The organism is Ensifer sp. M14 (genome assembly GCF_003355565.1).
Taxonomy (GTDB): domain Bacteria; phylum Pseudomonadota; class Alphaproteobacteria; order Rhizobiales; family Rhizobiaceae; genus Ensifer.
Genome location: NZ_QJNR01000004.1, coordinates 3736547 through 3761241, shown reverse-complemented (window position 1 = coordinate 3761241; position 24695 = coordinate 3736547). Strand labels below are relative to the sequence as shown.

The following is a 24695-nucleotide window of genomic DNA, read 5'->3' as shown; positions in this document are numbered from 1 at the left end:
AGCGGAAAGGTTTTCGCCGCCGGGCGGTGCCTTCTCCCCATCGGTGGGGAGAAGGCAGAGCAGGGCGCCCGGACAGTGGTCGATCCTTCGTCGGGCAGATGCAGACCGGCCGGAAAGGACTAGCCCTTGGCCTTCACTCGCTTGCGGTACTCCTCCACCGGCAGGCCGCCGACGCCCCAGTCTTCGAAGGCGACCTCGTCGATGACGACGAAGGTGGTGGCCGGGTTCTTGTCGAGCACAGTCACGAGCAGGTCGGTGACGCCCTTGATGAGCGCTGCCTTCTGCTCTGGGGTCGCGCCTTCGCGGGTGATCTTGATGTTCACATAGGGCATTGCTGGCTCCTTAGCCTTGTTGTCGAATTTCGTAGTGGAAGACCTTGGCAATGATCTGCCAACGCCCGTCGACGAAGATCAGCGACAGGAAATCGGTGAACGCCTTCTCGCCGATGGCGCATTGTACCTTGGCGAAGGCCGTCACCGGACCCGCAAATTCGATCGAGACGATCCTGTCGGCGCGCGCTTCGCCGCGGCTCGCCGGCGAGGGACGCTTGTCGACGATCAGGAAATACCTGTTCATATCGAGTTCGAGCAGTTCTCCCTCGGTCGCGGTGGCGTAGTGCGCCTTCGGGTGAAAGACCTCGCGCAGGATCGCCGTGTCGCTCAGGTAAAGCCCATCGAAGTAGCGCCCGAGAACATCGATGACGGCGGCAAAGCCCGGGTCGTTGGGGGTGCCGCTCATGCAGCAATCAGCCCTTCCGCCTTCATGGCTGCCAGCACCGCCGGCCGCTGGGCGACCCGCTGCATATAGGCCGCCAGGTGTGGCCATGGGTCAAGCGAGATTCCCGTGACGCTGGTCCAGTTGACGACGGTGAAGAGATAGGGGTCGGCGACGGAGAAGGTTTCACCGAGCACATGAGCGCGGCCATCAGACAACAGCGTTTCGACGTTGCCGAGCCGTTTGCCGACCTGTGCTGCTGCCGCCTGCTTGGCATCGGCGCTCGCCGTTTTGCTGAACAGCGGCGAGAATGCCTTGTGCAGCTCCGTGGCGATGAAATTCAGTTGTTCCTGCAGGCGGGTACGCTCCAGCGTGCCGTTGGCGGGCGCAAGCCCGGCCTTCGGAAAACGGTCGGCGATGTATTGCACGACGGCCGTACCTTCGGTGACGACATCCCCGGTTTCCAGCACCAGCGCCGGCACATAGCCCTTGGGGTTGATCGCCTTGAAATCGGCGCCACTTTCGGTGAGGTGCGTGGCGGTGTCGACCTTGACGATCTCGAAGTCGACGCCGGCTTCGCGCAGGCTGATATGGGGCGAGAGCGAGCAGGCGCCGGGAGCATGGTAAAGCTTCATGACCAAATTCCTTTTGCAATGGTGGTCTCTGTCGAAGACGGGGGAACCTAGACCGAAGCGATAACTTTTGTATATCAGATAACTTTATGTTACCGACGTTTCCGGTTTCCCCACGGTAACTGGAAAATTTTGCCCATGAGCTTGAAAATTCGAAAGAATAGGGCTGCGGCCTTGCCGCCGACCTGCCCGGTCGGGGAGTGCATGGTGATGCTCGGCGGCGCCTGGGCGCCCAATATCATCTGGTACTTGAGCGGCGGTCCGCGGCGGTTCAGCGAACTCAAGATCGATATACCCGGGATCTCGGCCAAGGTGCTGAGCACGCGCCTGAAGGATATGGAGGAGAAGGGGGCAATCGAACGGCGGATCATGCCGACATCGCCGCCTTCGGTCGAGTACAGGCTGAGCGAGCTCGGCCAGGAATTCGTGCCGGCAATCCACGCGATCGTCGAGGTCGGCTACAAGCTCAAGCTTCGCCGTGAAGCAAAGCTCGCAGAGGAAGCCGCCGCGCAGAAAACGGGTCATGCTGTGCCCGCGTGATGGCCGGATGCGCCGATCGTAGCGGTTACCACCGGCCCTTGAGCGACTGCACCGCATGCTCGATGAAGGCGCGAACCTTGGGTGTCTCCGCCTGTCGGTCGACGAAGCAGGCGTAGAAGTCGAAGGGCTCATGGTCGGTGTTGGCAACGCCTTCTGACGGTGCGCCGCCAAACAGCGGTACAAGCAAGCCGCGCGCGATCAAGTCCGTTGCGATGAAGGCACCGAGCCGGGTGATGCCGGCACCGGCGATCGCCATTTCGGCCAGCGTGTCGATGTCGTTGCTAACGATTGTCGCCTTCAGTTCCGGTTCGAAGCGCAGACCGTCCCTCACGAACCCCCAGCGAAAGATCCGACCGTGCCCCGCGTAACGATAGACGAGGCAATGATGATGGATCAGGTCTTCCGGCCTCTCGGGCCGACCGTGGCGCTCGATGTAGGACGGGGACGCACAGATGACCATCGGCACCGAGGCAAGCTTGCGCGCTATCAGCCCAGGCTCCAGCTGCAGGCCGAAGCGCACGCTGATATCGATGCCTTCGCCGATGTGGTCGATTTCGCGATCGGTGACGACGAGTTCGATCGAGACCTCCGGATGCCGCTCGGCGAAGGATGGCACGAGCGGCGCCACCACATGACGGCCGAAGGCGACGGAGGACGCGATCTTCAGTGATCCCCGCGGCTCCGCATTCAGCGACGCGACCGCAACAGCTGCGAGTTCGAGATCATGAACGACGCTGCGCACCCGGTCGAAATAGACCCGGCCACTCTCCGTCAGGCCCAATTGCCGTGTCGTGCGGCTCAGCAATCGCGTGCCGAGCGCCCGCTCGAGCCGGGCGATATTCTGGCTCGCCGAGGCCGGCGTGATGCCGAGCTTGCGCGCCGCCGCGGCGATGCTGCCTTCCTCGACGCTTCGGACGAAACTTTCGACGCCGCGCAATGTATCCATAATGACATCCATCGAATGCGTTCTTTCATTCGATGGTTTTGCCTAATTCTGAACAAGGCTGCAATGGTCTACCTGCGCGCGTTACCGCCCGTATAGTGCCGGCCATACCGCAGGGATGTTCCTTGCGGACAAGTTACGGAGATCTTCGTCATGGAAGATACGATACCCCCGCTGCGGGTCGCGCGCAGCCGCAAGTTGCCGCCCCGCGCGGTGCCGATCGCCTTTGCCTTCTTCATGTCGGCGATCATGGCGTTTCTGATGTGCTGCGTCATCGTCGGCGCCAACACCGGCATAGACGTGGGCTACCCCGCCCGTGTTCTGAGCGCCTATCTGTTGGCGATGCCGGTGGCATTCCTTTGCGTGCTGGCCGTCCGACCCTTTGTCCTGAAACTCGTCGGTGCCGTCTGCCGCATGCCCGGTTGAGTTTTCGGGCCCGTCCCGGGGAGCCGGGACGGCCGTTGCATTCAAGTCCACATCTCAAGTGAACCGCCTGTTCAGCCACAATTCAGCCTTGTGCCAATATGCTGCGATCATGGTTTTGGGAGGGGTTCGTGATGATCGGCTTTCGCAGCGTCCTGATTTCACTGGCGGTGGTGGCCACCGGACTGGCCTCCAAGGTGGAGGTCGCCTCAGCCGGCACTTTCGTTGCCTGGGAGGTTTCCGGTGTCGCCTGGAACGACGTGCTTAATGCGCGCGCCTGGCCGTCCTCGTCGTCGGCGGTTCGCGCAGGCTACCCGAACGGCACTCTGCTGCAGATGACCGGTCGTTGCATGAACGGCGTCGACCTGCAGCGGATCATCAGCTGGTCGGTACAACGGCAGAGCAATGCGGTGCGCGCCACCTGGTGCCAGATCTGGCACGATCCGCAGCAGAACGGCCGGTGGCAGGAGGGCTGGGTCTACGGCAAATTTATCCGCCCTGCGCGTTTCTGACCGTTCTCTCCCAAATGCCTGCGTCAATGATACGCAGCGCGAAGGCCGTCGCATCATAAAAGCGGTCAGCGTGGCAATCGAACGACACCGCGTCGGAGCATGCTGCTGTATAGCATAGGAGTTTCGCCTTACTCCGCAGCATGGACGAATGTTTGATGAACAATACTTACGGCAAGCTTGCCTCTCATGTTTATAATTTAGACAAATATATTGGAAAGTCATTCGGCGACGTCGAGTATTATCTTGAGCGCTTGAAGGGCTGTTCTGGCCCGATATTGGAACCGGCTGTTGGCAACGGTCGGGCGCTGATCCCGCTGCTTGAAGCCGGCCTTGACGTCAGAGGTTTCGACGCTTCGCAAGACATGCTCGGCTACTGTCAGGCCCATTGTGCTGAACGGTCGATGACACCGGCGCTGTCGCAGCAGACCTTCGAGGCCTTTGCCTATGAGGAGCGCTTCGAGGCGATCGTCATCCCTGCCGGGTCGCTGCAACTGATTGCCGACCATGCCACGGCGACCGTGATCCTCAAGCGCTTCCTCGATCATCTCCAACCGGGTGGCCGCCTGATCTTCGACATCTATCCGCACGATCTTTTCGCCCACGTCCAGCCGAGCATCCGCAACTGGCAGACGGAAGCCGGCGATCTGCTGACGCTGACCAGCCAGCAGGTCAAGGCCGACCTCATCGCCCAGACGACGGTCTCGCATCTGCGCTACGAACTCTGGTGCGAAGGCAAGCTGGCGTCGAGCGAACTCGAATTCTTCACGATGCGCTGGTGGGGGATCGAGGAAATGGCGCTCACCTTGCGTGCAGCCGGATATGTCGATCTCGTCATTTCCGGCAACTACGACTGCGGCCGTGCGCCGAAGGATGGCGACGAGGTTGTTACCTTCGAGTGCCGGCGGACACTGTAGAGGCGGCAGCTTTCAGCAGAGGAAAAAGCCACGCCCCCGACATCGAGGGCGTGGCTGTTATTGTTAGCGGCAACGGCTGGTGGCGTTGCGCTGATCGAGCGGTGAACCGTTGACGGTCAGCACGGAACCAGCGGACTGGGTGATCGTTCCCGGCGCCCAACCGGTGCCGAGCAGGCAATCCTTCGGGGTGTTGGTCACCGTGACGTTGCCCTTGATGTCCTCGGCTGGACCCGAGAAGTAGAGACCTGCCTTGCCGGCCTTGTCGACCGTCATGTTGTTGAGCACGATGTTGCTCACCGGGCCGCCCAGGAATTCGTAGTCGCTGCCGTAGATGTAGGCGCCATAGGTACCGGCGTTGGTGACGGAGACGTCTTGCAGCGAAATGCCGGAGACCGGGTTGAAGAAGATGCCGGCATTGCGTGTGCCGTCGATCTTTAGGCCCTTGACGTTGACGTTGGTGGTCGTCGCATCGAGGTTCGGGCTGGAGATCAGCATCAGGCCGTTGATGCCACCGGCCAGACGCATGTCGTTGATCGACACGTTCGACGTGCCCTGCAGCACCACGAGGTCCATGTCGCGGTCCTGCTTGGAGTTGTCGATCGTCACACGGTCGAGCTTGATGTCCTTGCCGGCCACCAGCAGCACGCCTTCGCGACGGGAGTTGCTGATGGCGACGTTGTCGAGCGTGATATCCGTCGTGCCGGTGATCAATTCGTATTCGGTTCGGTTGAGCTTCTTGAACTCGCCGCCGGCGAAGATGCCATAGGTGACCTTGTCGATCGTCGTGTCGCGCAGGGTCACGTTCTTGCTGCCGATCGCGCTGACGGCGGCATAGGGCGCCTTGTTCGGGTTGTAGACCGAGAACTCGCAGGCCGTGTTGTTTTCGCAGATGAACAGGTCATGGATGCGGCTGTTTTGCACGACCGCGCCGTTGACCCGCGCGAAGCGAATGCCGTCGTGGGTGGTGGCGGAGATATCGACATTGTCGATCGTGACGTTCGCCGCATCGGTTGCTGCGATGCCGGCAAGGCCGCCGCGGATCGACAGCGATGCGATGCTGCTGCCGGACGCCATGGTGACGACGTCCTGTGCCGGGTTGTAGCCGGTCAGCGTCGTTGCCGCGCCCTGGTTGACGAAGGATGTGGTGGCGCCGCTTCTGGCGCCGCGCACGGCGATGGAGCCGCCACCGCCGACAAGCGCCTGGCCGGAGCCGAGCGTCAGCGACTGGTTGAGGCCGAGATTGCCGTCGGCAAGGATGAGCGCGTCGGCACCGGCCGAGCCGATCAGGGCGTTGACCGCGGCCGCGTCGCCGTTCGCGGAGGAGATGTTGACGACCTTGCCGGTGTTGCGGCCGTTGACGACGAACTGTGCCGCTTCGACATCGCCGGTGGCACCGGCATGGGTGCGGATTTTGCTCGAACGCTCGACGCGCTGGACCATCGGGTCGAAGGCATCGCCTGCCTTGGTCGTGGCGCCGAACGGGATGCGCAGGCGCGCCATGACAGCACCCTTGAGCTTGTCCTCATTGTCATAGGTGCCGGTGACGCCGAGCGAGACGGTCGAACCCTCGGAAAGACCGGGCAGGTCGGCGAAGGTCAGCTCGGCACGCAGCTTGGCGCCGAACATGTCGCCGAGGTTCTTGCCGCCGTACCAATAAGTGCCGCCGAAAACCTTCAGCTGCACGTCGGATCCTTCATCGAAGACCGGAAGACGTCCGCCGATCTCGGCGTCGAGCCCGCGTCGAGCGCGCTCCTTGCCTTCCTGGAAGACGAGCACATGGTCACGAACATAGGCGGCATTGAAGGCGCTCAGCGTCTTGGCGCCGGACAGCGGCAAATAGAGATTGCTGCGCATCTCGAGGTCGCCGCTGAGCGCTTCGAGACCGAAGGAGACCTGGTTGAACGATTTGCCGTGCTCGCTCTTCAGATAGTCGTAATAACCATAGGCGCCGATGACCCACTGGTCGTTGGCGCGGAAGCGGTAACCCGCGCCGATGGAGCCCTGCCGAACCTTGTCGTTTCCTATCGTCCCGCGTGTATCGATGAAAATAGCATTGCCGGAGTCGAGCACGAAAGGCAGGAAGAATCCGCCGCTGGCAGCCGAGCCGCCGCTGAAGAACCCGCCTTCGATTTCGGCCTGGGGCCGGAAGTCCACGGCAAGGACCGGGGACGAAAGCATAGTGCCGCTTGCGAGAGCAAGCGCTAAAATAGTATTGTTTTTCATGTTATTAACTCCGCATACACCGGGGCGTTTGCGCGCCCTTGGCGATGCGGTTAAATTATACGACTGTTTTACTCAAGTTTATTGATCGGTTATCCCATGTCTTTCCAGCGGCGTGATGACGCAGGCTGCTGCCTCGCGACCAATGCACAATCCTGACGGTAGTCGGAAGATTCGTGATGTCTGCCGCGTCAGGTCATTTGGCAGGGGCGGCGCCGGCGCCCATCTCTTCATTGACTAGTGCCTCGAAGGCACTCTTCTTCTCTGCGACAAAGCGCCGATACCCTTCCGGATCGACCCACGCCTTGACGCCTTCTGTCGCTGCGCGTTTTCGTTTTTCCTCCATGTCGAAATACTCGGTGTGGTGCCCGGCCCAAATGTTGGGTTTCAGCAGCTCCAGTGCGTGGTGGGTGTTGCGGTAGTCGGTCCCTATCCCAGGATAGGATGGGTCCCTGGCGACGCGGTAGCCGGGGTTGAATCCTGCTCCGTCCGGGAAGACGACCGTATAGACCTTGCCGCTGTCGATGAGCTGGGTGACCCAGGTGGTCGAGCCGCGCGTGTGGCCTGGAGTATTGTAGGCGGTCAGCAGCACGTCACCGAGCCGGACCGTGTCGCCGTCCCTTAGGATGCGATCGACCTTGACCGGCGGAAAGCCCATGATCTTCCAGTCGGTGCCATAGTGGAAATCGCTCTTGCCGCCGTCTTCCATCTGCGCGACGTCGGGCTCCATCACCGCGAGTTCGGCGCCGGAAATGGCCTTGATGTAGGCGAATGCACCAGCGTGATCGGAATGCGCATGGCCATTGATGATGATCTTGATGTCTTCCGGCTTGAAACCGAGCTTGCGGATCGATTCGACGATCAGCTGGCCTGTCTCCGGCATCGCCGTGTTGAGCAGAATATGTCCTTCCTGCGTGACAAACAGGAACGAGCTGAGTCCCTTGGTGCCGACGAAATAGAGCGGTCCGACCATCTTGATCGGTTCCGCCGGCTCGTCCCACTTCAGGGCCTTTCGGGCAAGCGTGATGAAAAGCTTGTTGTTCTTGGCTAGATCTTCTTTTGTCGGAAGGGGGCGAGAGACATCCTGGGCAACGGCAAGGCTCGCGGGGCAAGGAAGCGGCATGACCGAAAACAGCAGGCCGGCCAACGCTACAGTCTTACGCATATTCGCCTCCGCATCAGGAAACGCCGTTGGTGCAATTGGTTGGCAGATGATAGCGGCATCGGCCTTCGGCATCCTATCCCATGTTGCTGGCGGTAGGCAGAGAATTCTAAAAGCCCCGCCCGTCGGTCGAACGGACGGGGCTTGGCTTCATCTCGGATGTGTGGCGATCACGAGGCAAGCGCTGCGGCATTGTCCCGTGCGTAGGTTTCGAAGCTGCGCGGCTCGTGGCCAGTCAGCGTCTTGACGTCGCCGGTCGGGACCGCCGTCCAGCCCTCGCGCACCGGATGGAAGATTGCGGCAAGGAAGCGCGCATAGTTTTCGGGCGCGCCGGCACCGGTCAGGATACCGACAAAGGTCTCGTCGTCGACAGGTGTGTACGTGACGGACTTGCCGATGGCGTTGGATAGGATTGCCGCAGCCTCGCCATAGCTCAGGGCCTCGGGCCCGGTCAGGTTGAAGGCACGGCCGTTGAATGCGTCGCTGGTCAGTGCGGCAGCAGCGCTTTCGGCGATGTCACGGGCATCGATAAAGCTCGTCTTGCCCTCGGCCGCCGGGACCGCGATCGTGCCGTGGCGGATGCCCTCGATCCAGTAGCTCTGGAAATTGTCCGAGAACCAGTTGGGCCTGAGGATCACGAACGGTGCGCCGGTCTTTTCGACCAGCAGTTCGACCTGCCGGTAGGGAATGCTGTCGTCGGCATCGACGCCGATAACGGTCATCAGCACGATCTTGATGCCGCGCGCTGTCGCGGCGGAAATGATCGGCGTCAGCAGGCCGACCGGATCGAGGTGGCCGACCGGGGTCAATACGAACATACGGTCGACCCCGTCGAGCGCGCCGCCATAACTCGTGCTGTCGTGATAGTCGAAGGCGACCGCTTCGGCGCCCGCGATCGGCGTTGCCTTGCGCGTCGCGGCCTTGACGCTCTCACCCTTTGCGACCAATGCGTCGATCACCTTGCGGCCGACCGTGCCATTTGCTGCGAGCACCAGAATCTTGCCTGTCATATCCGCCTCCTTGGTATCATCAAGAAACCATGTTAATAATGGAAACTAGATATAAGTGCCGGAAAATGCTGTAAAGGAGGCACTTTCCGGTGACATGGTTTCCTCCTGGAAACCGCCAGTTGGAGCCTGCGCCCGATGGAATACGACGCCTATATCCAGACTTGCCCGACCCGCATGGTGCTGGATCGCCTTGCCGACAAATGGGCGGTGCTGGTGCTCGGCAGGCTTGACGACAAGCCCGTGCGGTTCAATCAGTTGAAACGCGAGATCGACGGCATTTCGCAAAAAGTGCTGTCGCAGGTGCTGAAGAAGCTGGAACGTGATGGGCTTGTCAGCCGCAAGGTCTTCGCGACGGTGCCGGTGACGGTCGAATACGCGATCACCCCGCTCGGGCGAACGCTGAGCGCCACCGTCGACGCGCTGCGCCGATGGGCGGAGGACAACATCGAGACGGTGCTGGCAGCCCAACAGAAATACGACCGCGCCGCCGAATGAGCGACGCGGCGCCCTGATGTTGGCGGTGGCTGTGGACGAGCCGCTCGACGTGGCCTCAGGCTGCGAGCCTGAGACCGATCCCCCAGGGGTCGATGAGGCTGTGGGTGGTGCCGTTTCGGTTGACCGGAATGCCCATCTCGTCGAGTTTGTCAAGGGCTGCGGCGAGCTCTGCCGGATCCTTGTACTGGATCGTGTAGTCGGAGAGGCCGGTCATGTTGGCCTGGCGTTTCGGCGCACCGCGAGAGTTCCAGATGTTGGCGGCGACATGGTGGTGATACTTGCCCGAGCCGAAGAAGCTTGCGCCCGGATAGCGCGCCATCAGCCCAAGGCCCAGCACGTCCCGGAAAAATGCATCGGCCTCGGGAATATCCGATACCTGCAGATGGATGTGGCCGATGCCGGTGCCATCGGCAAGGCCGTTCCAGTCGTCCTTCCGCGCCTCGTCATAAAGCGCCTGCAGGTTGAGCGGCAGCGTATCCATGCCGACCGTACCGTCGGGCTTGAAGGCCCACTCGGCCCGCGGCCGGTCACGATAGACCTCGATGCCGTTGCCTTCCGGATCGGCGAGGTAGATTGCTTCACTGACGAGGTGGTCGGAAGCGCCTTGCAGGCGGACATTGTTGTGGGCGGCATGGGCGAGCCAACGTCCAAGCTCCTGACGGTTCGGCACGAGGAAGGCGGTGTGAAAGAGGCCCGGTGCGTTGCGCGGCGCCTTTGCGGCATTGCCGGCGGTGGTGAGCGTCAATAGCGGGCGGCTTCCGACACCCAACGTCTCGCCGCTGGCACCAGTTTCAAGCGGCGTCAGCCCCATGATGCGTCGATACCACTGCGACACCATCGGCAGGTCCGCGACCACCAGATGCGAATGATCGACATGTGCCGGCATCGCCAATGCGTGATCGGCAGCAATGTCGATAAGCTGTGCGTTCTGGCTGGACGTCATATCTTGCCTCCTTGGGCGCCGAAACTGGAGGTCCTGCCGGGTCCTCAGCTTCGCTGAAACTGCTGGCTTAATATGGGTCGAACTTGGCGTTCACGAAAGACTGTCAGTCACTTGATGTTGTGTTCGATGAGCGTTGACAGTGGCGGTTGTCGCCCTAGCTCAATTGTATTGGGCAATGCGATCGCGGCGCTTTCGATTTGATTTCAATCAATGCCGGAAGAACCGTCTGGGCTCAGTCTCGAAGGCGAGGGATTTGCCCTCGCGTTTCGGCGCCGGCGATCCGGGTAGGCAACGCAAAGGAGTGCAGCATGTACAAGAAGATCATTGTCCCTATTGCCATGGATCAGCTGGAGCATGGTGAGTCCGTGCTCGGAGTCGCCGAAAAGCTGATCGATGAAGGGGGCGAGATTATTCTGCTCAATGTCGTCGAGGATCTGAACGCCTATGCCCAGGGCTACATGATCGTCGATTTCCCGCTGGAGATGGTCGAGGAATCGCGCAAGCACGCGACGAAGACTCTGGAAGCGTTGAAAGCCAAGCACGGGATCAAGGGACGCATCGAAATCCGCACCGGCGGCGCTGCCGGCACGATCAACGCGCTCGCCAAGGAAGAAAACGCCGATCTCGTGATCATCGCCTCGCACCGGCCGGGCCTCATCGATTATTTCATCGGGTCGACGGCCAGCCGGGTCGTCAGCCATTGCCCATGCGCCGTTCTCGTCGACCGGTGAGCCGCCAACAAACAAGAACAGGAGCGTGGCGCGCCTGAAGCGCTACGACTTCAAGGAGCCTTCCAATGGACAAGCTTGCGCTTGACGACTTTCGTGAACGGTTGACCAGCCGCAAACGGGAACTCTATGGCCGGTTGGTGAAGATCGAGCATGATCTCGATGAGCCGATGAACGCCGACGTCCCGGATCGGGTGACCGAACGGGAGAATGACGAGGTGCTGGAGGGCATTGGTCTTGCCGGCCAGGAAGAGATCCGCGGGATCGATGCTGCGCTCGACCGCATCGCGTCCGGCACCTTCGGGACCTGCGTGCGTTGCGGCCTGCCGATATCTTCTGAACGGCTGGATGCGGTGCCGCACACGCCGCTCTGTCAGGAATGCGCGGCCGAGGTTGCGGCCGGTGCAAAATAAGTTGCCGCCCGGTTGATCGATGGGCTGTTGAACGATTGCCCATGCTTTGCGCCCTGGAACGCAGCATGTTGCTCTGGGCCCCGTGTCGTCTTGTCGTCAGCGCGCCGGGACGTTCGTCAGGTCTAGCTTCAATCTCGGCAGGAACCGCCCGGGTATGACCGTCGAGGCGACCATGCCGTCATCGACCGCACCCAGGCGTCGATAGAAATCGGCGGCGCCGGGATCGGCATCGATCGTCATGACCTTCGCTCCTCTGTTCAGGGCGGTTTCCACGCTCCAGCCAAAGAGCCTCCGGCCGATGCCGCCACCCAACGCGTCCGGATCGACAAACAGCTTGTCGAGTTCGGCAATGTCGCCGTGGTACATCACCTGGGCGACGCCCACGATCTTGCCATCGTCAACGGCGACCTGGATATCCGATTGCTGCCAGTCGGCCACCGCTACCGTCAAGGCGGGCCGGCACACCGCCATGAACGCCTCGTCGTAGCCCCAGACCGCCTTGGAGCGAAGGCAAAGCTGCGTCAGGATTTCGGCCTGGTCCGGCTCCGGCGTGCGCAGCACCGTCATCACTATTCCTCCCCTTGGACGTGCGGTTTTCCGTCTCCCTCGCCAATGTGGTTGCGGCCGGTGCTGCGGACAAGGGATGACCGTCTTCGCAAACACATCATGTCGCTGTTGTAATGCGTTGCAAAAGTTGATGCTTTCGTCATCCTCGAGCCCTTTGCCGCAGCGTTTGGCTATGGCAGGATAAGGCATATCAGCAACGCGACCGCCGCCTGACGGCGAAAGAAGGTCGAAAGGTGGGGTACGTGGAGTTCGCCGGCGTCAAGTGGAACTATGATCGATCGGAACTGATCGCCGATGGTATCGTGCATGGCGTTGGTCTTGCCGCGGCCCTCGTCGGTGTCACCGCTCTGATCTTTTATGCGATGCTCTGGAGTTCGACCGGCCAGCTTGCTGCCGCCGCTATCTATGGCGCCGGGCTGCTGGCGACGCTGTCGATATCGTTCCTCTACAATCTCTATCCGGTTTCGCGCACGAAATGGTTTCTGCGCCGCTTCGACCACTCATCCATCTTCGTGCTGATCGCCGCGACCTATACGCCCTTCCTGCAGCGCGGCTGGGACGATCCGTTTCTGTTTGCCATGCTGATCGGCATATGGGCGATTGCCGCGCTCGGCGTGGGGATCAAGTGCCTCTTTCCCGGTCGTTTCGACCGGTTGGCGATCCTGCTTTATCTCGCCATGGGCTGGAGCGGTGTCCTTGCGGTGGGGCCGCTGTTGTCGGCGCTATCGCCGACGACGCTGGTGCTGATCCTCATCGGCGGCATCATCTATTCGGCCGGCGTGATCTTCCATGTCTGGGAGAAGCTGCGTTTCCAGAACGCCATCTGGCATGCCTTCGTCGTTACCGGCGCCGCCGTGCACTATTCGGCGGTCATCAACTGTCTGACAGGCACGGCGATATCCTGATCCAGCTCAGCGAGAGCGTTTTCAGGAAAAGTGAGGCGCGGTTTTCCGGTCAGGAAATGCGTAAAAACGAAGAGATAGAGCGTCTCCGTTTTGGTCGCAAACGGTCTTGAATGGCGTGGCTCAGTTCGGCGCGGCCACGGGTGCTGCCGCCACCGGCGTCTGCTGACAGCCTTCCGAGGGGCGCAAAGCCTCGGCCATCCGCGAGATGACACCATCGAAGCTGGTCAGCCGGCTCTTGCGGTACTGCAGGCGGAAATAGGCGGCACTGCCGTCGCAGAGCGCAATGGCGCGGGTGTAAAATACCTCTTCGCCGCGCACGCCGGAAAAACTTGCCCAGGCAGAGGTCACGCGCGAGTAGGAAATCCGCCACTGATCTTCCCGTTCGCTGGCCATCCGGTCGTTGACGTCGATCTCGAAATCACCGTCGGCAAGCTCGCTGCCGAAAACGGTGAGCGTGGCGCCGTTGTCGTTGGCATGGAAGCTGACGCCGTCGCCATTGTCCGCTTCACCTTGCGGTTCGAAGCCGGGCGGAATGTCGAGGATGTAGCCGAAGCGCGGATTGGCATAGGCATGCCAGTCATTGTCCGCAGCGGCTGGGAAAGCAGCCGAGAACAGAAGAGCGAATGCAGCCAGAATGCGACGCATGCGGACCTCCTCCCGACTTGCTTCGACGGTCTTACTATCAATAGCACATCCGTGCATGGAGCGCTGTTTCTATCGGAACAGCTGCAAGGCTAAAACCGCAACCTTCCGTTTGCGTCAATCCTCGGTAAACGTCATCGCGTGGCCGTTCAGGCAGTAGCGCAAGCCGGTGGGCGGCGGGCCGTCGGGAAAGACGTGTCCGAGATGGGCGTCGCAGTCCGCACAGCGAATTTCGGTGCGCACCATGAAATGCGAACGGTCCTCGATCTCGCGGATCGCCTCATCGTCGATGGCGGCGAAGTAGCTCGGCCAGCCGCAGCCGGAATCGAACTTGCTGTCTGAACGAAACAGCGCACGGCCGCAGCAGACACATTCATAGGTGCCTGCCTTCTTGTTGGCGAGGAAGGGACCGGTGAAGGCGCGCTCGGTGCCGTGTTCGCGGGTGATGCGGTATTGTTCGGGCGACAGCTGTGCGCGCCACTCCGCATCGGTCTTGATCACTTTCGGCACCCTTGCATCTCTCATCGAAGATCTCCCTGTGATTTTCGACGAATATATAGGATCGCTGACGGCGCGCCGCAAATCACGCTCGCGTGCCGGGAGGCGGCTATCGGACTGGGATGTGTCCGACAGTGGAACTGCAGCTCGATCAGGTGGGATGCAGGTGCGTCTCAATGACGGCCGACGGCCGGTGGCATTGCGTCAAAGTCTCGCCGGATCACTGCCGGGCCAGTACCGTGAACGCGTTTGCTCTCGTTGTAGAATGCGATGAACTCCTGCGCGGGCAAGGCTTTGGAGTAAAGCCAGCCCTGGCCGTAGTGCACGCCGCGTTCGAGCAGATAATCCGCCTGCTCCTGTCGTTCGATGCCCTCGGCGACGATGTAGAGGTTCAGCGATTTGGCGATGTCGATGATATGAGGGGTAACGGCGCTTGTGGCCGAGGCGAGCCCGACGGTATCGATAAACGACTTGTCGATCTTCAATGCGTCGAGCGGCAGGTCCTGGAGATATTGCAGGCTGGAATAGCCGGTGCCGAAATCGTCGATCGCGACGGAATGCCCAAGCCGGCGGGCTTCCTCGATCGTTGCCCGGGCGGATTTCACGTCCATGAAGCCGCGTTCGGTGGCCTCGAGCCAGATCTGCTCGGTGAGGATGCCGGAGCTTGCAAGCGCTGCCTGGATGACGGGCAGGACGCGCCCGGATTTGATGTCGTCGGCCGAAAGATTGATGGCGATGTGCAGCGAACGGTCGGCGACGAGAACCGCGCCAAGATCGCCAATGACCCCGTCGACGACCTGATCGGTAATGGCCTGGATCAGGCCGCTTTCCTCCGCGAGCGGAATGAAGGTGTCGGGCCTGACCAGCGAGCCGTCGGGCCTGCGCCAGCGTACAAGCGCTTCCGCGCCGACGCAGATGCCGGTCTTCATTTCGATCAGTGGCTGGTAATGCACGATGAATTCACGGCGTTGCACGGCGATCGAGAGTTCGCCGAGCGGCGAGAGTCGTCGCCGCGACAGCCAGAGGACGAGGCCGACCATCAATGCGGCAACAATTGCGCCGAGTGGTAGCAGCAGCAGCCGTTCGCGGCCGAGATCGTTCAGCAGCAACGCTCGTGACGATGTTGCCACGGCAATCCACCCGGATCCGGTCGCGGTGGCAAAGAGATTGTCCGCATCGCTGCCGGTCTGCGGATGCTCGACCAGCCGCTTGATCAGCGACTCGTCCGGGGCATTCAAGGCGCTGACGAGGGTGCCCGTGTCGTTGGCGATCGCCAGGCGCGTATCCGGGGATGCGAGCACATCGACAAGCCGTGCCGGATCGGTCAGCACGCTGTAGGATCGATACCGGAACCCCAACATCGCCCGGCCGCTGCTGATCGTCGGATGAACCCGAGCCGTCACGCCGATACCGCTGGCTGTGGTGAAGTCGACTTGCCTGCGTCCGATGGTCGTTTTCAGTTTGCCCCAGGAGGAACATTTGAGCGCATCGCCTTCGAAGTAACCGATGTCCTCGACGGATCGCGTGTTGACGACAAGCGTGCGCATCGCCGCGATATGTGCCTGGGAACAGGGTGCAAAGCTGAACTGGTCGGCAGACTTGAGCGCCGAGCTTGCTTCGCCGAACGCCATATCGGCACGCATGATCGCATACTCGGCGAGGCGGGTGAGGCGTGTCTCCTCCCTGCTGGTGGCGACCGACCAGGAGAGATAGAACGCCGCGGCGATCGGCAGAATGGCGCCCAGCGCCGCCAATACGCTGGTCACCGCCACTATGTAAGACCGTTCCAAGCCAGACCTCGTGGGTTCGAGAGAAGCGCTGCGCAATTCCTTGCATCAGTCAATCCGCGACAGCGAACGATGCAGAGCATGATGTGCTCGCCATGGGCGCGTGTTAGGATCGAAGCGCCCTTGGTGCCGTTGCGTCACGACGAAATACCAGATGCAGCGCATGTCTTGCGACCGATACCGCTGGACGTTGCCAACAACACGTTAATCGTGTTCGGCGGCGATGGACCGTACTGTACGGATGTTCATGCACAGTATCGGATGGTTTCACCCCGGCTTGCGATCATGGCTACAAATCTCACAAGAAAACCGGAGATTTTCCGGGCCTTTGCCGGACTTAACAGCGCATAACGTCGATTTTACCCGAATTAGGCTTGAGGCCCGCGTACCCATCTTTTATGTCGGGTATTCGTTTGATCCGACAATCAAATCGCAAAGGAGCGCGCCCGGACGATGGATGTTGCCGCCCTGACATTGCTGGCCTTATCGCTTCCGTTCGTGGGTGCGCTTGTTGCGCCGCTGTTGACCCGCCTGCTCGGACACAACGCTGCCTGGATTCTCGCGCTTTTTCCTGCAGCGATCGTCCTGCACTTCATGCGCTTTTGGCCTGAAGTCTCTCGTGGCGAGGTCGTTACCGGCGGCTATGAATGGATCCCCTCCTTCAATGTCAGCTTCTCCTGGCTGATCGATGGTCTGTCTCTGACCTTCGTCCTGCTGATCGCCGGGATCGGCACGCTGATCGTGCTCTATTCCGGCGGCTACCTGAAGGGACATCCGCAGCAGGGCCGGTTCTTCTCCTTCATCCTGATGTTCATGGGATCGATGCTCGGACTGGTCGTCTCCGACAGCTTCCTGATGCTCTTCGTTTTCTGGGAACTGACCTCTATTACCTCCTTCCTGCTGATCGGCTTCGACCATTCGCGCGAGGCCGCGCGGCGTGCCGCTCTGCAGGCGCTTGTGGTTACCGGGGGAGGCGGGCTGTTGCTGCTCGCGGGCCTGCTGGTCATCTGGAACGTCACCGGCGTCACCCAGCTTTCGCTGCTGATGTCCTTCGGTCCGGAGATGCGCGCGAGCCCCTTCTATCTCGCGGCACTGCTGCTGGTGCTCGGCGGCGCGTTCACCAAGTCCGCCCAGTTTCCCTTCCATTTCTGGCTGCCCAACGCGATGGAGGCGCCGACGCCCGTCTCGGCCTACCTGCATTCCGCGACAATGGTGAAGGCCGGCGTCTACTTGCTGATGCGCCTCAATCCGGTGCTTGGCGGAACCCCCGAGTGGCAGATGTTGCTGCCACTCTTCGGCGGTGCCACACTCATCATCGGCGCGGTGCTCGCCTGCCGCCAGACCGATCTGAAGTTGATGCTCGCCTATACCACCATGGCATCTCTTGGCCTGCTCGTGATGCTGACCGGGCTCGGATTCCCGCATGCGATAGAGGCTGCGGCACTCTATCTGGTGGCGCATTCCCTGTTCAAGGGCGCGCTGTTCATGGTTGCCGGCATTATCGACCATGAAACCGGCACCCGCGACGTCACGAAGCTCGGCGGCTTGCGCTCCGCCATGCCGCTGACATTCGTGATCGCACTTGCAGCGGCCTTTTCGATGGGCGGTCTGCCGCCGTTTTTCGGATTTCTCGCCAAGGAAGAGATCTACTACGCGCTTCCCAGCCTTGATCGGCGTGCCATGGTTTTTGCCGCACTTGCCATCCTCGGCAATGCGCTGATGTTTGCCGTTGCTTTCGCCGTCGCGCTCAAGCCCTTCATCGGCGCAAAGGTCGAAACGCCGAAGTCCGCGCATGAGGCGCCTCTGCTGTTGTGGCTCGGGCCTGCGCTCCTGGCCGCCAAGGGACTGTCGGCTGCCCTGTTGTCCAACCTTACCCACGAGTTGGTGTCGACACCAATGGCGACGGCAATCGCCGGCGAGCCCAGGAAGATCACGATCTCGGCGATCCCCGATATCGGCATGCCGCTGGTATTGTCCTTTGCGACCATCGCTCTGGGCATTGTCTGCTATCTCAACCTAACCCGCCTGCGGGCCTTTATCGCGACCGTCCTTACCGACATCGGCTGGGGGCCGGATCGCGGTTTCGATCAGTTCATGCGTGGGCTTGTACGCTTTTCCGTCGCGCTGACCCGCCGTCTGCAATCCGGTCGCCTCGATGTCTACATGACGGTGACGTTCGTGCTGGTCGCGGCCGTGCTGTTGGGCGCGCCGCTCTATTATGGCGAACTGCCGCGTGCACCGTTCTTTGCCGGCGATGTGCCGCTGCACGAGCTTGCGATCATGGCGATTGCCGTGATCGGGCTCTTCGCCGTGGTGCTCGCTGCCGACCGGCTGACGGCAATCGTTTCGCTGGGTATTCAGGGCTTTGCAGTCGCCGTCATCTTTTTGCTCTACGGTGCGCCGGATCTCGCCTTCACCCAGTTCATGATCGAGACCTTATCGGTTGTGGTGCTGGCGCTGGTGATGACGCGGCTGAGGCTTTCGCCCTCCGACCACCGGCCGCTCGCCCAGACGGTGCCGGATCTTACGATCGCGCTCGCCTGCGGTATCGGTTTCGGGCTGATGCTGCTGAAAGTCACCGGCGTGCCCTTCGACGCCTCGTTGACCGACTTCTTCAATCTCTATTCGAAGACGATCGCGCATGGCGCCAATGTCGTCAACGTCATCATCGTCGACTTCCGCGGCACGGACACGCTCGGCGAGATCGCCGTCGTCATGGTGACCGGTTTGGCCATCCTGTCCTTGGTTCGCCTCAGGGCCGGCTCGCTGCGGCGCATCGCCGATAATGACCCGGATGCGGAGGACCGCGCATGAGATCGGTGATCTTCCGGGCCGTCGCACCGTTCCTGACCAGCCTGATGGTGTTGTTTTCGATCTTCGTGCTGCTACGCGGCCACAACGAGCCGGGCGGCGGCTTCATCGGCGGACTGATCGCCGTGTCGGCATTGGCGATCTACGGCATCGCCTGCGGTGTCGAGACCGTGCGTCGCGCGATCTATTTCCACCCGATGGCCATTGCCGGTGCTGGCCTCTTTGCCGCCACCATCGCGGGCCTGATCTCGATTGCTGCGCGCGTGCCCTTCATGACCGGGCTTTGGATCTATCCCTCCTTGCTCGGCGTGGAAGTGCCGCTATCGACGGTGACGCTGTTTGATTGCGGCGTCTATCTCGTCGTTGTTGGCGCCATCAGCTCGATCGCGCTGTCGCTCGAAGAGCGGGGAGGTGAATGATGGAAGCTTGGTTTGCTCTGCTGGTCGGCACCTTCTTCACCGTTGCCATCTATCTGCTTCTGTCGAAGTCCATCATTCGGGTTCTGCTCGGCGTGGCGATCCTCGGCAATGGCGTCAACCTTTTGATCTTTACCGGTGGCCGGCTGACGCGCGGCGTGCCGCCCGTCATTCAGGAGGGCGCCGATACGCTCGCCGGACCGGCGGCGAATGCACTGCCACAGGCTCTCATCCTGACGGCAATCGTCATTTCGTTCTCCTTCTTCGCTTTCCTGCTGGTTTTGGCCTGGCGCGCCTACGAGGATCTTTCGACCGACAACACCGACGAAATGCGCGTCGCCGAGCCGGAAGAAGAGCCGGCTCCCCCGCTTGGATACTGACTGACCCATGGCCGTTTCGACTTCACCTCCCGCCGATCTTTCCGCTGCCCTCGTTCTCGAGCCGGTTGCGGCTGCCGACTGGCTGGTGATCCTTCCGGTCGCCTGGTGCCTGGCGATCGGCGCGTTGCTGGTCATGCTGCGCCGCCCGATCGGCCTGCATCCATTCATCTCCGTCGCCGGTCTCGCCGGTCTGGTGGTGATCGACGCACTGCTTCTGCAGCATGTGATCGTCAGCGGCCCGGTGACGATGGTGATGGGGCGCTGGCTGCCGCCTTTCGGTATCGCCTTCACCGTCGATCTCACCGGCGCGCTGTTTGCGCTTGCCGCGTCCGTCGTCGCGCTTGCCGGCGGCGTCTACTCGCTCTCCGACATCAATGATAGCGGCCGTCGATACGGTTTCTATCCTTTCCTGATGCTGCTGATGGCCGGCGTCTCCGGTGCGTTTCTGACCGGCGACATCTTCAATCTCTACGTCTGGTTCGAGGTGCTGCTGATTTCGTCCTTCGGCCTGATTGTGCTCGGCTCCGAGCGCGAGCAGATCGATGGCGCGGTCAAGTATGGTTTCCTCAACCTCGTCGCGACGACGCTGTTCCTGGTGACCACCGGCTATCTCTATGCAAGCTTCGGAACGCTCAACATGGCCGATATCGCCCGCAAGGCGGAAGGCCTGCGCGGTACCGCGCCGTTGATGACGCTGACAGCATTGTTCTTGCTGGCCTTCGGGATGAAGGCGGCCGCGTTTCCCGTCAATTTCTGGCTGCCGGCGTCCTATCACACGCCGCGCGTCGTCGTGTCGGCGCTCTTCGCGGGTTTGTTGACCAAGGTCGGCATCTACGCGCTGATCCGCGTGACGGTGATGCTTTTGCCGGTGGAGCGGGAAGAACTCAGCTTCGTCATCGCGGTGGTCGGGGCGTTGACGATGCTCGTCGGCGTGTTCGGCGCGTTGGCGCAGTCGGATTTCCGTCGCATGCTCGGCTATCTCGTGATCTCCGGCATCGGTTCGATCCTTGCGGGCATCGCCGTTGGCGGGCCGGGGGGCATCGGCGGCGCGATCTTTTACGCGCTGCATTCGATGCTTGTCATGACCGCGCTCTACTTCGCCTCGGGCGTCGCAGCGAAGCTTGGCGGCAGTTTCTCGCTGTCGTCGCTTTCAGGTCTTTACCGTCGCCATGCTGGCTTTGCCGCGATCAGCCTGATGCTCGCCTTTGCCGTGTCCGGCCTGCCGCCGTTCTCCGGCTTCTGGCCGAAGGTCATGCTGGTCAAGGCAGCCCTCGACATTGGCGCCTGGTGGCTCGCAGCCGCACTGCTCGTCACCGGCTTCCTGACGACGATCGCGACTGGCCGCTTCTTCCTGCTGGCCTATTGGCGGGATACGGCAGAAGGGCAGGGCGTAGCGACTAAGGCGCAGATCCCGGCCGCCATTCTTCTGCCGCTTGTGGCGTTGACGGTCATGACCTTGGCGATCGGCCTCTATCCCGAGCCGCTGCTTGCAACCATCCAGAATGCCGCCGCCGGCCTTTCCGAGCCGTCAAGCTATCTGAACTCGGTCTTCCCGGGAGCCGCCCGATGATCAAGTTTCTCTGGCTCAATCTGGTCTTCACCGCGATCTGGGCCGCTATCAGCGGCAGCCTCGGCGTGCCGAACCTGTTGCTTGGCTTTGCCGTCGGCGCACTGTCCCTATGGCTGATCCGGCGTGAATTGCAGCCTGTCGCCTATCCGGTCCGGCCGCTGAAGATCCTGCTGTTGACCGCGTTGTTTTTCAAGGAGCTTGCAGTCTCGGCGACCAAGGTAGCGTTCATGGTCGTCCAGCCGAAAATGCGGCTGAAGCCGGGCATCTTCTCCTACCCGCTGACCGTCAAGAGCGACTTCGAGATAGCGCTTCTGGCCAACCTCATCACGCTGACGCCGGGTACACTTTCCGTCGACGTCTCCGAGGATCGCAAGACCCTCTATGTTCACGCCCTTGATTGTGCGGATCCCGGCGGCCTCAGGCGCGATATTGCCAATGGCTTCGAACGCCGGATCAAGGAGGCCTTCGAATGACGCTGCCGGCCCAGATACTTTCGACCGCCACCGGCTTCGCACTTGTGCTTTTGTCCGTGGCGCTTTTGGTGACCGTCTGGCGCATCATCCGTGGCCCGACGCTCCCCGATCGCGTTCTGGGCCTCGATATGCTCGTGGCCATCGCCATCGGTCTGATTGCAATTGTTGCCATCCGCACCGGGTTCAATCTTTACATCGATATCGCCATCGCCCTCGGACTGGTCGGCTTCCTTGCAACCATCGCCTTTGCCCGCTTTGTTCTGGCACGCGGCCTTTCGCCGGAGAAGGGCAGCCTGGAGCAGGCTGCGCCACATACAGGCAAAGGGGGCCGGTCGCTGAAGGCGAATGGCGCCAGGCGCAAACGCAAGGGGGCACGCTGATGGAGGCGACCTTCGAGACGATCATCACGCTTTCGGTTGCCGTCCTGCTTGTCGGCGGCGCCATCTTTTCCTTGCTGGCAGCGATTGGCATTGTGCGCTTCCCGGACCTTTACACCCGCATGCACGCAGCCTCCAAGGCTGGGACGGTCGGGTCGGGCCTGCTGCTTTTGGCCGCGGGACTGCACTCGCTTGATGTGGCAATACTGTTTCGGGCGTTGGCGGGGTTCTTCTTCTTCGTTCTGACGGCCCCTATTTCCGCCCATCTCTTGGCAAAGGCCGCACATCAGTCGGGTTACAGGCTGACGAAGCAGTCGGTCATAGATCAGCTTCCGCAAAAGGAAGAGCCGCGCCGGCATTGAACGGCAACGTTTCTGGTTTTGTATTTCAGAACATTCCGATAGACCGCCGCCGCGTTAGCAATTTCGAAATAAAGTTGCTAGCGGTGGCCAAATTTATGTTTGGAATTTTCACTGATCAGTGTTAATCGAGTAAATGTAAAGTGTCGTTGTGGAAAATACTTAGAGCTGAAATTCCAGCTTGAGTTGTGAATATTGGCTGTTGCTTTGAGAGGTTGGTTGTTCCAACGACTCGGCAATAGGTTTCGTGATCAAAATTCCAACTCTTGATAATGCGGCAAGAATTTGTCCTTGCTGTGCGATTGATGGTCTATCCCAAGGCAGCGAAGGCTTCCCGGCGGCATTTGCATGCATTCCTCCCCCTGAAATATTTCGGGCTTGTGCTGAATTCCGATAGGAGAAAGAAATGACTGAAACAACGCTTGGCGCGAGCCATGAACTTCTGGTTGAACTGACGGCTGAGATCGTTTCCGCTTATGTCAGCAACCATGTCGTTCCGGCCGCCGAGCTCTCGACGCTGATCGCCGACGTCCATTCGGCTCTCAACAACACGGCGGCACCGGCGCCGGTCGTGGTCCCCGTCGAAAAGCCGAAGCCGGCCGTATCGGTCCGCAAATCCGTTCAGGACGACCAGATCACCTGCCTCGAATGTGGCGGTACGTTCAAGTCTCTGAAGCGCCACCTGATGACGCATCACAGCCTGTCGCCGGAAGAGTATCGCGAGAAGTGGGATCTGCCGACCGACTACCCGATGGTTGCTCCCGCCTATGCCGAAGCACGTTCGCGCCTCGCCAAGGAAATGGGCCTCGGTCAGCGCCGCAAGCGTCGCGGTAAATAAGTCGACCGTCGCCCATTACCGTGACCGCGCTCTGCGCCGGTCTGGTTTGAGGGGCCGATTGTAAATTCACACAAAGGCCGGGTTCGCCCGGCCTTTGTGCTTTTTGGTTTGGGAAAATCTGCCTATTCACAATGTTCGGCTCTCAGAGCGATGCGGCGAGAGCTGCGAAACCAATACGCAGAAGATTTCCTTTTCCCCTTCCTCGTAAATGGGTGTATGAATTAATTCCTATTGAAGGGGTTGTTTCTATGTCCTTTGTCAAAGCCGATGTCCCAAGTGAACTTTGGCCCGGCGTGGTCCATCATCTGAAGACGGCCACGTACCCGGCTGGGCCTGTTGCGGCGATGCCGGTCGGGCAGGGCGGTGCACGTGAGATGTCCACGCGGTTGACCTGCCGCCTCGTGCAAAATCTGACGGCTGAGGCCGTGCTGCTAGCAGCAGACAGACTGCCGCTCCTTCGCGATGCAAGGCGCTCGAGGTGCCACGCGCGCCAGATCGCCATGTATGTATGCCACGTGGTCCTGCAGATACCACAAAGCGATATCGCCAAAGCCTTCGAGCGCGACCGCACCACCGTCCGCCACGCCTGCTCCGTAGTCGAGGATCGGCGGGATCTCGCCGATTTCGATGCATTCCTCGAGACGATCGAGTGCATGGTGGCATCTGCGTTTGCTGTGCAAGCAGAACGAGGTGAATAGCTGACGCCGGGCACCCGCCGGTCGTGACCACAGGGCGTGGTGCACTCTGCAGGCCGGTCATGGCGCTGCGCGTCAGGTCCGGTGCGCAGGGAGCATTGTCAGTGAATGTTCGCCAAAATGGCCGCTTTGCCGACGCCTGTGGTCGGCGGCGGCTCCGCGATTGTGCAAGGCTTGGCACATGCCGGAATGGATGGGAACGACCGTGATCTCAAGCGGCGAGGCGCGTCTCGGCTTCATTCTTGATCCGCTGGATCATCGAGCGCAGGCCGTTCGCGCGCTGCGTCGACAGATGCTCGATCAGGCCGATCTTGCTGAAAGTATCGATCGCATCCAGCCTCGCAATCTCCGAGGCATGCTTGCCGGAATAGATCGTTAGCACGATGGCGACCAATCCGCGCACGATGTGAGCATCGGATTCGCCTTCGAAGATCAATACCGGATCTTCCAGATCGCCGGTCGCCTGGGTGGCGAGCCAGACCTGGCTGGCGCAGCCTTGCACCTTGTTCTCGCTGGTGCGCTTGGCTTCCGGCATCTCGGGCAGAGCTTTGCCAAGTTCGATCACATAGCGGTAGCGATCCTCCCATTCGTCGAGGAAGGCGAAGTCATCGATAATCTGGTCAAGCGTGGTCATGGTCCGGTCCGATTGTCGGCACCATCAGGCGGCGCCCGTCGCCGCTCGAGAGCGATGCCTCTACCGCGCGATCCTCGCCAGCCCTGAAGGCATC

The 24695-nt window shown here is 61.1% G+C and carries 31 protein-coding genes; 17 read left to right on the top strand and 14 right to left on the bottom strand.

All coding sequences use genetic code 11. The features are described from left to right. Positions 1 to 119 precede the first annotated feature (119 nt). Genes BLJAPNOD_RS18295 through gstA form a run of 3 tightly spaced genes read right to left on the bottom strand, consistent with a single transcriptional unit; the run spans position 120 to position 1349 of the window. Entirely contained in the window at positions 120 to 332 is a 213-nt protein-coding gene (locus BLJAPNOD_RS18295) for a 4-oxalocrotonate tautomerase family protein (protein ID WP_115420712.1), read from the bottom strand. 10 nt (positions 333 to 342) lie between these two features. Further along, positions 343 to 738, bottom strand: coding sequence for a nuclear transport factor 2 family protein (locus BLJAPNOD_RS18290; RefSeq protein WP_115420711.1), 396 nt, complete (start codon positions 736 to 738; stop codon positions 343 to 345). Continuing rightward, complete coding sequence (gene gstA / locus BLJAPNOD_RS18285) at positions 735 to 1349, bottom strand: glutathione transferase GstA (protein ID WP_115420710.1); 615 nt, start codon at positions 1347 to 1349, stop codon at positions 735 to 737. Before gstA ends, BLJAPNOD_RS18290 begins: the two co-directional genes overlap by 4 nt. 135 nt (positions 1350 to 1484) lie before the next feature. Between gstA and BLJAPNOD_RS18280 the strand changes: the two genes are divergently transcribed. After that, positions 1485 to 1886, top strand: a complete 402-nt coding sequence (locus BLJAPNOD_RS18280) for a helix-turn-helix domain-containing protein (protein ID WP_115420709.1) — start codon at positions 1485 to 1487, stop codon at positions 1884 to 1886. Between the two features lie 25 nt (positions 1887 to 1911). On the opposite strand, the gene BLJAPNOD_RS18275 is transcribed toward BLJAPNOD_RS18280, so the two are convergent. Next, on the bottom strand, positions 1912 to 2832 hold the full coding sequence (locus BLJAPNOD_RS18275) for a LysR family transcriptional regulator (protein WP_077504162.1): 921 nt from the start codon (positions 2830 to 2832) through the stop codon (positions 1912 to 1914). A 150-nt stretch (positions 2833 to 2982) separates the two neighbouring features. Between BLJAPNOD_RS18275 and BLJAPNOD_RS18270 the strand changes: the two genes are divergently transcribed. The 3 genes from BLJAPNOD_RS18270 (at position 2983) to BLJAPNOD_RS18260 (ending at position 4678) form a co-directional block, all read left to right on the top strand. Beyond that, positions 2983 to 3255, top strand: coding sequence for a DUF2798 domain-containing protein (locus BLJAPNOD_RS18270; RefSeq protein ID WP_115420707.1), 273 nt, complete (start codon positions 2983 to 2985; stop codon positions 3253 to 3255). 131 nt (positions 3256 to 3386) lie between these two features. Beyond that, positions 3387 to 3764: an SH3 domain-containing protein gene (locus BLJAPNOD_RS18265; RefSeq protein ID WP_115420706.1), complete on the top strand. Its 378-nt coding sequence runs from the start codon at positions 3387 to 3389 to the stop codon at positions 3762 to 3764. Between the two features lie 155 nt (positions 3765 to 3919). Continuing rightward, positions 3920 to 4678 carry a class I SAM-dependent methyltransferase gene (locus tag BLJAPNOD_RS18260; protein ID WP_115421351.1) on the top strand — a complete coding sequence of 253 codons (759 nt, stop codon included), beginning with the start codon at positions 3920 to 3922 and terminating at the stop codon, positions 4676 to 4678. A 63-nt stretch (positions 4679 to 4741) separates the two neighbouring features. On the opposite strand, the gene BLJAPNOD_RS18255 is transcribed toward BLJAPNOD_RS18260, so the two are convergent. The 3 genes from BLJAPNOD_RS18255 to BLJAPNOD_RS18245 form a co-directional block, all read right to left on the bottom strand. After that, entirely contained in the window at positions 4742 to 6901 is a 2160-nt protein-coding gene (locus BLJAPNOD_RS18255) for a right-handed parallel beta-helix repeat-containing protein (protein WP_115420705.1), read from the bottom strand. 193 nt (positions 6902 to 7094) lie between these two features. Then, positions 7095 to 8063: a subclass B3 metallo-beta-lactamase gene (gene bla / locus BLJAPNOD_RS18250; RefSeq protein WP_115421350.1), complete on the bottom strand. Its 969-nt coding sequence runs from the start codon at positions 8061 to 8063 to the stop codon at positions 7095 to 7097. Between the two features lie 167 nt (positions 8064 to 8230). After that, entirely contained in the window at positions 8231 to 9070 is an 840-nt protein-coding gene (locus BLJAPNOD_RS18245) for an SDR family oxidoreductase (protein ID WP_115420704.1), read from the bottom strand. Between the two features lie 135 nt (positions 9071 to 9205). Here BLJAPNOD_RS18245 and BLJAPNOD_RS18240 point away from each other — a divergent pair, with 135 nt between their 5' ends. Then, positions 9206 to 9565: a helix-turn-helix domain-containing protein gene (locus BLJAPNOD_RS18240; RefSeq protein ID WP_077504058.1), complete on the top strand. Its 360-nt coding sequence runs from the start codon at positions 9206 to 9208 to the stop codon at positions 9563 to 9565. Between the two features lie 55 nt (positions 9566 to 9620). Here the strand turns inward: BLJAPNOD_RS18240 and BLJAPNOD_RS18235 are convergent, their stop codons facing one another. Beyond that, complete coding sequence (locus tag BLJAPNOD_RS18235) at positions 9621 to 10508, bottom strand: VOC family protein (RefSeq protein ID WP_115420703.1); 888 nt, start codon at positions 10506 to 10508, stop codon at positions 9621 to 9623. A gap of 308 nt (positions 10509 to 10816) precedes the next feature. Between BLJAPNOD_RS18235 and BLJAPNOD_RS18230 the strand changes: the two genes are divergently transcribed. Continuing rightward, a complete protein-coding gene (locus tag BLJAPNOD_RS18230; protein WP_077504056.1) occupies positions 10817 to 11239 on the top strand; it encodes a universal stress protein in 423 nt (140 codons plus the stop codon). A gap of 65 nt (positions 11240 to 11304) precedes the next feature. Further along, entirely contained in the window at positions 11305 to 11649 is a 345-nt protein-coding gene (locus BLJAPNOD_RS18225; RefSeq protein ID WP_077504055.1) for a TraR/DksA C4-type zinc finger protein, read from the top strand. A 96-nt stretch (positions 11650 to 11745) separates the two neighbouring features. Here BLJAPNOD_RS18225 and BLJAPNOD_RS18220 read toward each other — a convergent pair whose 3' ends face one another. Continuing rightward, complete coding sequence (locus tag BLJAPNOD_RS18220) at positions 11746 to 12216, bottom strand: GNAT family N-acetyltransferase (protein ID WP_158556137.1); 471 nt, start codon at positions 12214 to 12216, stop codon at positions 11746 to 11748. Between the two features lie 242 nt (positions 12217 to 12458). Here BLJAPNOD_RS18220 and BLJAPNOD_RS18215 point away from each other — a divergent pair, with 242 nt between their 5' ends. Beyond that, positions 12459 to 13121, top strand: coding sequence for a hemolysin III family protein (locus BLJAPNOD_RS18215; protein ID WP_115420701.1), 663 nt, complete (start codon positions 12459 to 12461; stop codon positions 13119 to 13121). 120 nt (positions 13122 to 13241) lie between these two features. Here BLJAPNOD_RS18215 and BLJAPNOD_RS18210 read toward each other — a convergent pair whose 3' ends face one another. From BLJAPNOD_RS18210 to BLJAPNOD_RS18200, 3 genes are all read right to left on the bottom strand, one after another. Then, positions 13242 to 13766: a hypothetical protein gene (locus tag BLJAPNOD_RS18210; RefSeq protein WP_077504052.1), complete on the bottom strand. Its 525-nt coding sequence runs from the start codon at positions 13764 to 13766 to the stop codon at positions 13242 to 13244. 114 nt (positions 13767 to 13880) lie between these two features. Beyond that, a complete protein-coding gene (msrB, locus tag BLJAPNOD_RS18205; RefSeq protein WP_077504051.1) occupies positions 13881 to 14288 on the bottom strand; it encodes a peptide-methionine (R)-S-oxide reductase MsrB in 408 nt (135 codons plus the stop codon). Between the two features lie 146 nt (positions 14289 to 14434). Further along, positions 14435 to 16051, bottom strand: coding sequence for an EAL domain-containing protein (locus tag BLJAPNOD_RS18200; protein WP_115420700.1), 1617 nt, complete (start codon positions 16049 to 16051; stop codon positions 14435 to 14437). Positions 16052 to 16501: 450 nt separating this feature from the next. Here BLJAPNOD_RS18200 and BLJAPNOD_RS18195 point away from each other — a divergent pair, with 450 nt between their 5' ends. The 7 genes from BLJAPNOD_RS18195 to mnhG are packed head-to-tail and all read left to right on the top strand — an operon-like array spanning position 16502 to position 22437. After that, positions 16502 to 18862 carry a putative monovalent cation/H+ antiporter subunit A gene (locus BLJAPNOD_RS18195; protein ID WP_115420699.1) on the top strand — a complete coding sequence of 787 codons (2361 nt, stop codon included), beginning with the start codon at positions 16502 to 16504 and terminating at the stop codon, positions 18860 to 18862. Continuing rightward, complete coding sequence (locus BLJAPNOD_RS18190) at positions 18859 to 19278, top strand: Na(+)/H(+) antiporter subunit B (RefSeq protein ID WP_077504048.1); 420 nt, start codon at positions 18859 to 18861, stop codon at positions 19276 to 19278. The genes BLJAPNOD_RS18195 and BLJAPNOD_RS18190 overlap by 4 nt, the downstream gene beginning before the upstream one ends. Beyond that, complete coding sequence (locus BLJAPNOD_RS18185) at positions 19278 to 19655, top strand: Na+/H+ antiporter subunit C (RefSeq protein WP_077504047.1); 378 nt, start codon at positions 19278 to 19280, stop codon at positions 19653 to 19655. The genes BLJAPNOD_RS18190 and BLJAPNOD_RS18185 overlap by 1 nt, the downstream gene beginning before the upstream one ends. Positions 19656 to 19662: 7 nt before the next feature. Beyond that, positions 19663 to 21225, top strand: a complete 1563-nt coding sequence (locus tag BLJAPNOD_RS18180) for a Na+/H+ antiporter subunit D (RefSeq protein ID WP_115420698.1) — start codon at positions 19663 to 19665, stop codon at positions 21223 to 21225. Next, entirely contained in the window at positions 21225 to 21698 is a 474-nt protein-coding gene (locus tag BLJAPNOD_RS18175) for a Na+/H+ antiporter subunit E (RefSeq protein ID WP_115421349.1), read from the top strand. The genes BLJAPNOD_RS18180 and BLJAPNOD_RS18175 overlap by 1 nt, the downstream gene beginning before the upstream one ends. Then, entirely contained in the window at positions 21695 to 22078 is a 384-nt protein-coding gene (locus BLJAPNOD_RS18170) for a cation:proton antiporter (protein ID WP_115420697.1), read from the top strand. Before BLJAPNOD_RS18175 ends, BLJAPNOD_RS18170 begins: the two co-directional genes overlap by 4 nt. Further along, on the top strand, positions 22078 to 22437 hold the full coding sequence (gene mnhG, locus BLJAPNOD_RS18165; RefSeq protein WP_077504044.1) for a monovalent cation/H(+) antiporter subunit G: 360 nt from the start codon (positions 22078 to 22080) through the stop codon (positions 22435 to 22437). The genes BLJAPNOD_RS18170 and mnhG overlap by 1 nt, the downstream gene beginning before the upstream one ends. Before the next feature lie 159 nt (positions 22438 to 22596). On the opposite strand, the gene BLJAPNOD_RS35190 is transcribed toward mnhG, so the two are convergent. Then, the gene (locus BLJAPNOD_RS35190; protein WP_147294557.1) at positions 22597 to 22788 is read right to left on the bottom strand and encodes a hypothetical protein; all 192 of its coding nucleotides are present in this window, start codon (positions 22786 to 22788) and stop codon (positions 22597 to 22599) included. A gap of 52 nt (positions 22789 to 22840) precedes the next feature. On the opposite strand from BLJAPNOD_RS35190, the gene BLJAPNOD_RS18160 reads away from it, so the two are divergent. Together BLJAPNOD_RS18160 and BLJAPNOD_RS18155 are read left to right on the top strand one after the other, a co-directional pair. Further along, on the top strand, positions 22841 to 23272 hold the full coding sequence (locus BLJAPNOD_RS18160; protein ID WP_065782210.1) for a MucR family transcriptional regulator: 432 nt from the start codon (positions 22841 to 22843) through the stop codon (positions 23270 to 23272). A gap of 212 nt (positions 23273 to 23484) precedes the next feature. Continuing rightward, the gene (locus tag BLJAPNOD_RS18155) at positions 23485 to 23970 is read left to right on the top strand and encodes a helix-turn-helix domain-containing protein (RefSeq protein WP_343215808.1); all 486 of its coding nucleotides are present in this window, start codon (positions 23485 to 23487) and stop codon (positions 23968 to 23970) included. Positions 23971 to 24178: 208 nt separating this feature from the next. Here BLJAPNOD_RS18155 and BLJAPNOD_RS18150 read toward each other — a convergent pair whose 3' ends face one another. After that, positions 24179 to 24601: a SufE family protein gene (locus BLJAPNOD_RS18150; RefSeq protein WP_077504043.1), complete on the bottom strand. Its 423-nt coding sequence runs from the start codon at positions 24599 to 24601 to the stop codon at positions 24179 to 24181. Positions 24602 to 24695: the final 94 nt, after the last annotated feature.

Coding starts and splice junctions, on each gene's coding strand:
- BLJAPNOD_RS18270 (WP_115420707.1), top strand. CDS start 2,983: ATGGAAGATACGATACCCCCGCTGCGGGTCGCGCGCAGCCGCAAGTTG.
- BLJAPNOD_RS18265 (WP_115420706.1), top strand. CDS start 3,387: ATGATCGGCTTTCGCAGCGTCCTGATTTCACTGGCGGTGGTGGCCACC.
- BLJAPNOD_RS18195 (WP_115420699.1), top strand. CDS start 16,502: ATGGATGTTGCCGCCCTGACATTGCTGGCCTTATCGCTTCCGTTCGTG.
- BLJAPNOD_RS18160 (WP_065782210.1), top strand. CDS start 22,841: ATGACTGAAACAACGCTTGGCGCGAGCCATGAACTTCTGGTTGAACTG.
- BLJAPNOD_RS18275 (WP_077504162.1), bottom strand. CDS start 2,832: ATGGATACATTGCGCGGCGTCGAAAGTTTCGTCCGAAGCGTCGAGGAA.
- BLJAPNOD_RS18185 (WP_077504047.1), top strand. CDS start 19,278: ATGGAAGCTTGGTTTGCTCTGCTGGTCGGCACCTTCTTCACCGTTGCC.
- BLJAPNOD_RS18240 (WP_077504058.1), top strand. CDS start 9,206: ATGGAATACGACGCCTATATCCAGACTTGCCCGACCCGCATGGTGCTG.
- BLJAPNOD_RS18290 (WP_115420711.1), bottom strand. CDS start 738: ATGAGCGGCACCCCCAACGACCCGGGCTTTGCCGCCGTCATCGATGTT.
- BLJAPNOD_RS18150 (WP_077504043.1), bottom strand. CDS start 24,601: ATGACCACGCTTGACCAGATTATCGATGACTTCGCCTTCCTCGACGAA.
- BLJAPNOD_RS18220 (WP_158556137.1), bottom strand. CDS start 12,216: ATGACGGTGCTGCGCACGCCGGAGCCGGACCAGGCCGAAATCCTGACG.
- BLJAPNOD_RS18280 (WP_115420709.1), top strand. CDS start 1,485: ATGAGCTTGAAAATTCGAAAGAATAGGGCTGCGGCCTTGCCGCCGACC.
- BLJAPNOD_RS35190 (WP_147294557.1), bottom strand. CDS start 22,788: ATGCATGCAAATGCCGCCGGGAAGCCTTCGCTGCCTTGGGATAGACCA.
- BLJAPNOD_RS18235 (WP_115420703.1), bottom strand. CDS start 10,508: ATGACGTCCAGCCAGAACGCACAGCTTATCGACATTGCTGCCGATCAC.
- BLJAPNOD_RS18245 (WP_115420704.1), bottom strand. CDS start 9,070: ATGACAGGCAAGATTCTGGTGCTCGCAGCAAATGGCACGGTCGGCCGC.
- BLJAPNOD_RS18170 (WP_115420697.1), top strand. CDS start 21,695: ATGACGCTGCCGGCCCAGATACTTTCGACCGCCACCGGCTTCGCACTT.
- BLJAPNOD_RS18295 (WP_115420712.1), bottom strand. CDS start 332: ATGCCCTATGTGAACATCAAGATCACCCGCGAAGGCGCGACCCCAGAG.
- msrB (WP_077504051.1), bottom strand. CDS start 14,288: ATGAGAGATGCAAGGGTGCCGAAAGTGATCAAGACCGATGCGGAGTGG.
- bla (WP_115421350.1), bottom strand. CDS start 8,063: ATGCGTAAGACTGTAGCGTTGGCCGGCCTGCTGTTTTCGGTCATGCCG.
- BLJAPNOD_RS18180 (WP_115420698.1), top strand. CDS start 19,663: ATGGCCGTTTCGACTTCACCTCCCGCCGATCTTTCCGCTGCCCTCGTT.
- BLJAPNOD_RS18210 (WP_077504052.1), bottom strand. CDS start 13,766: ATGCGTCGCATTCTGGCTGCATTCGCTCTTCTGTTCTCGGCTGCTTTC.
- BLJAPNOD_RS18190 (WP_077504048.1), top strand. CDS start 18,859: ATGAGATCGGTGATCTTCCGGGCCGTCGCACCGTTCCTGACCAGCCTG.
- mnhG (WP_077504044.1), top strand. CDS start 22,078: ATGGAGGCGACCTTCGAGACGATCATCACGCTTTCGGTTGCCGTCCTG.
- gstA (WP_115420710.1), bottom strand. CDS start 1,349: ATGAAGCTTTACCATGCTCCCGGCGCCTGCTCGCTCTCGCCCCATATC.
- BLJAPNOD_RS18230 (WP_077504056.1), top strand. CDS start 10,817: ATGTACAAGAAGATCATTGTCCCTATTGCCATGGATCAGCTGGAGCAT.
- BLJAPNOD_RS18225 (WP_077504055.1), top strand. CDS start 11,305: ATGGACAAGCTTGCGCTTGACGACTTTCGTGAACGGTTGACCAGCCGC.
- BLJAPNOD_RS18260 (WP_115421351.1), top strand. CDS start 3,920: ATGAACAATACTTACGGCAAGCTTGCCTCTCATGTTTATAATTTAGAC.
- BLJAPNOD_RS18255 (WP_115420705.1), bottom strand. CDS start 6,901: ATGAAAAACAATACTATTTTAGCGCTTGCTCTCGCAAGCGGCACTATG.